Raw genomic sequence first — 4,328 nt, forward strand, 5'->3', positions numbered from 1 at the left:
GGTGAGGTCGACTCGGGGCGCCCTGCTGGTGTCTCCACCAGTGGGTTTCCCCGAGCCGCCTCCCGAACCCGGCGTGCCCGTCTCCGGGCACCGGGCTCTCCACAAGCCCCGTTGGGGGTGGTCAGATCCTCATGCCGCAGTGGGCCACGGGCTCGGAATGACTGTTCCCCGGTATCGGTATCTGGTCGTGCTCACCTTCGCCGGGTTGAACAGTTCTCTCTCCTCCGTGATAGGCCACCAGCCGCCTCCGCAGTGGCGGCGGCGAAGCTGCTTCCATGTGCTCCCGGGGTGCTTGCGTGGTATCCACCGCACTACCCGCATCCACGCGTAGTGGCTGAGGTAGCAGAAGGCGACGTTCGAAACTCCGGGACGGAAGTACGTGCACCAGCCCCTCAGCACCGAGTTGAGTCGGTGCAGCAGGACTGTTAACGCCAGGCCGACGTTCTGTCGTCCGGTCAGCTCCTTCACCTTGGCCATTACGGAGTGCAGCGACTTCCGTGCCGGGTAGGTGTAGACGTACTGCCGATCGGTGCCCTTCTTTCGGTGACGCTGGATGCGCCATCCGAGAAAGTCGAGGCCCTCGTCGATGTGGGTGATCCTCGTCTTCTCCATCGACAGGCGCATGCCTATCGGCGCGAGAACCGCTGCCACCTCCTCGCGCAGTGCTTCGCAGTGCTCGCGAGTGCCGGACACGAGGATCAGGAAGTCGTCCGCGTAGCGGACCAACCGGAGGTTGGGCTCGCCACGGCGGCGGCGTCCCGCGCGTCGTGCCTCGGTGGTGGTCGGCCCGCCCGGCCGGTTGGCGACGTACTCGTCCAACACGGTCAAGGCGATGTTGGCCAGCAGCGGCGAGAGAATCCCACCCTGCGGGGTGCCGGTGCGCGTGTCGGCAAGGCTTCCGTCTCGGGACATGATCCCGGACTTGAGGAACGCCTTCACCAGTGACAGGACCTGCTTGTCCCCGATCCGATCCCTCACCCGGTCCATGAGAGCCGTGTGTGAGATCTCGTCGAAGCACGCCGTGATGTCGCCCTCCACCACCCATTCGTAGGAGTGGCTGGCGAGATATCGGCTCTCGGCAACAGCGTCCTGAGCTCGGCGGTTCGGGCGGAACCCGTACGAACACGGGAGGAAATCCGCTTCGAACACCGGCTCCAGCACCAGCTTCAAGGATGCCTGGATCACCCGGTCCGCCACGGTCGGGATGCCCAGGCGACGGAGCTTGCCGTTCGCCTTCGGGATCATCCGCTCACGCACCGGAACCGGCCGGAAACTGCGTTCTCTCAGCTGAGACCGCAGCCCGTCGAGGAAGACCTCGACTCCCTGCCCGGCCTCGATGGAGTGTGCGGTTCTCCCGTCCACTCCCGCCGTGCGGGCGCCCTTGTTCCCCCGGACTCGGTCCCACGCCACCAGCAGGAAGGCGGGGTCGGCCACGAGGTTGAACAGATCGTCGAACCTGCGATGAGGATCATCGTTTGCCCAACGGTGCAGCTTGGTCTGGATCTCCAGTACCCGCAGCTCCGCCCCGAACAGGGCGGACTCCAGTTCGTCGGTATTCACCGGCGACGACCTCCTGGCATTCCAGCATCCTCACTGCCGACTTGCTGGCCCCCTTCCCCACGTGACCGGCTCTCCCGGCCTCCGAGTACTACGGAGCCTCCGTCCTGCCCGGCGGCCATCAGCCGGCGATGGGCCTGCCCGCGGCCGGACTGGAGGTCCGACACGGCGGGCGACCGCGGACAGTTCCCACGTTCACCACAGAGTCGATCAACGGGTGAGGTGCCCAGCTCTACCCCGGCAGCATCGCCACACCTACGCCGCAGCCATTCGGCGTGGCCTCCCCACCGACAAGAGGAATCGGCTTCGGAGTCGACCGCCAGCTCGCCAACGGTCGTGCACTGCGTCCGGCCCAGATCCGCCAGGTTGGAGCCGGTGTCGTAATTACGGGGCGTCAAGCACTGGTTCCTCGCGTACACCTTCCCGTCTCGCTTGCCGGACCCGAACCGTCTGGCAGTGCCAATCCGTCCCGGCGTTGTCAGGGCTGCTTACCGCCCGCCTCGGCATCCCCCGAGACGAGCTGCCCTCAGCTTCAACCAGGTTGCTGCGACAACCCGGCGGTGCAGGTCTCTCACCTCACTCGACTCCACGGCGCCTCGTGGCGCACGTGAGGTCGACTCGGGGCGCCCTGCTGGTGTCTCCACCAGTGGGTTTCCCCGAGCCGCCTCCCGAACCCGGCGTGCCCGTCTCCGGGCACCGGGCTCTCCACAAGCCCCGTTGGGGGTGGTCAGATCCTCATGCCGCAGTGGGCCACGGGCTCGGAATGACTGTTCCCCGGTATCGGTATCTGGTCGTGCTCACCTTCGCCGGGTTGAACAGTTCTCTCTCCTCCGTGATAGGCCACCAGCCGCCTCCGCAGTGGCGGCGGCGAAGCTGCTTCCATGTGATCCCGGGGTGCTTGCGTCGTATCCACCGCACTACCCGCATCCACGCGTAGTGGCTGAGGTAGCAGAAGGCGACGTTCGAAACTCCGGGACGGAAGTACGTGCACCAGCCCCTCAGCACCGAGTTGAGTCGGTGCAGCAGGACTGTTAACGCCAGGCCGACGTTCTGTCGTCCGGTCAGCTCCTTCACCTTGGCCATTACGGAGTGCAGCGACTTCCGTGCCGGGTAGGTGTAGACGTACTGCCGATCGGTGCCCTTCTTTCGGTGACGCTGGATGCGCCATCCGAGAAAGTCGAGGCCCTCGTCGATGTGGGTGATCCTCGTCTTCTCCATCGACAGGCGCATGCCTATCGGCGCGAGAACCGCTGCCACCTCCTCGCGCAGTGCTTCGCAGTGCTCGCGAGTGCCGGACACGAGGATCAGGAAGTCGTCCGCGTAGCGGACCAACCGGAGGTTGGGCTCGCCACGGCGGCGGCGTCCCGCGCGTCGTGCCTCGGTGGTGGTCGGCCCGCCCGGCCGGTTGGCGACGTACTCGTCCAACACGGTCAAGGCGATGTTGGCCAGCAGCGGCGAGAGAATCCCACCCTGCGGGGTGCCGGTGCGCGTGTCGGCAAGGCTTCCGTCTCGGGACATGATCCCGGACTTGAGGAACGCCTTCACCAGTGACAGGACCTGCTTGTCCCCGATCCGATCCCTCACCCGGTCCATGAGAGCCGTGTGTGAGATCTCGTCGAAGCACGCCGTGATGTCGCCCTCCACCACCCATTCGTAGGAGTGGCTGGCGAGATATCGGCTCTCGGCAACAGCGTCCTGAGCTCGGCGGTTCGGGCGGAACCCGTACGAACACGGGAGGAAATCCGCTTCGAACACCGGCTCCAGCACCAGCTTCAAGGATGCCTGGATCACCCGGTCCGCCACGGTCGGGATGCCCAGGCGACGGAGCTTGCCGTTCGCCTTCGGGATCATCCGCTCACGCACCGGAACCGGCCGGAAACTGCGTTCTCTCAGCTGAGACCGCAGCCCGTCGAGGAAGACCTCGACTCCCTGCCCGGCCTCGATGGAGTGTGCGGTTCTCCCGTCCACTCCCGCCGTGCGGGCGCCCTTGTTCCCCCGGACTCGGTCCCACGCCACCAGCAGGAAGGCGGGGTCGGCCACGAGGTTGAACAGATCGTCGAACCTGCGATGAGGATCATCGTTTGCCCAACGGTGCAGCTTGGTCTGGATCTCCAGTACCCGCAGCTCCGCCCCGAACAGGGCGGACTCCAGTTCGTCGGTATTCACCGGCGACGACCTCCTGGCATTCCAGCATCCTCACTGCCGACTTGCTGGCCCCCTTCCCCACGTGACCGGCTCTCCCGGCCTCCGAGTACTACGGAGCCTCCGTCCTGCCCGGCGGCCATCAGCCGGCGATGGGCCTGCCCGCGGCCGGACTGGAGGTCCGACACGGCGGGCGACCGCGGACAGTTCCCACGTTCACCACAGAGTCGATCAACGGGTGAGGTGCCCAGCTCTACCCCGGCAGCATCGCCACACCTACGCCGCAGCCATTCGGCGTGGCCTCCCCACCGACAAGTGGAATCGGCTTCGGAGTCGACCGCCAGCTCGCCAACGGTCGTGCACTGCGTCCGGCCCAGATCCGCCAGGTTGGAGCCGGTGTCGTAATTACGGGGCGTCAAGCACTGGTTCCTCGCGTACACCTTCCCGTCTCGCTTGCCGGACCCGAACCGTCTGGCAGTGCCAATCCGTCCCGGCGTTGTCAGGGCTGCTTACCGCCCGCCTCGGCATCCCCCGAGACGAGCTGCCCTCAGCTTCAACCAGGTTGCTGCGACAACCCGGCGGTGCAGGTCTCTCACCTCACTCGACTCCACGGCGCCTCGTGGCGCACC

Annotated in this window: 2 protein-coding genes; both read right to left on the minus strand. The window is 66.3% G+C overall.

Going from position 1 to position 4,328, the window contains the following annotated elements; all coding sequences use genetic code 11:
- Positions 1-129: 129 nt before the first annotated feature.
- The gene (gene ltrA, locus AB0442_RS41895; protein WP_366168767.1) at positions 130-1,560 is read right to left on the minus strand and encodes a group II intron reverse transcriptase/maturase; all 1,431 of its coding nucleotides are present in this window, start codon (positions 1,558-1,560) and stop codon (positions 130-132) included.
- Between the two features lie 732 nt (positions 1,561-2,292).
- Positions 2,293-3,723 carry a group II intron reverse transcriptase/maturase gene (gene ltrA / locus AB0442_RS41900; RefSeq protein WP_366168768.1) on the minus strand — a complete coding sequence of 477 codons (1,431 nt, stop codon included), beginning with the start codon at positions 3,721-3,723 and terminating at the stop codon, positions 2,293-2,295.
- Between the last annotated feature and the right edge of the window lie 605 nt (positions 3,724-4,328).

Origin of the sequence: Kitasatospora sp. NPDC085895 (assembly GCF_040702125.1) — a bacterium.
Classification (GTDB): domain Bacteria; phylum Actinomycetota; class Actinomycetes; order Streptomycetales; family Streptomycetaceae; genus Kitasatospora; species Kitasatospora arboriphila.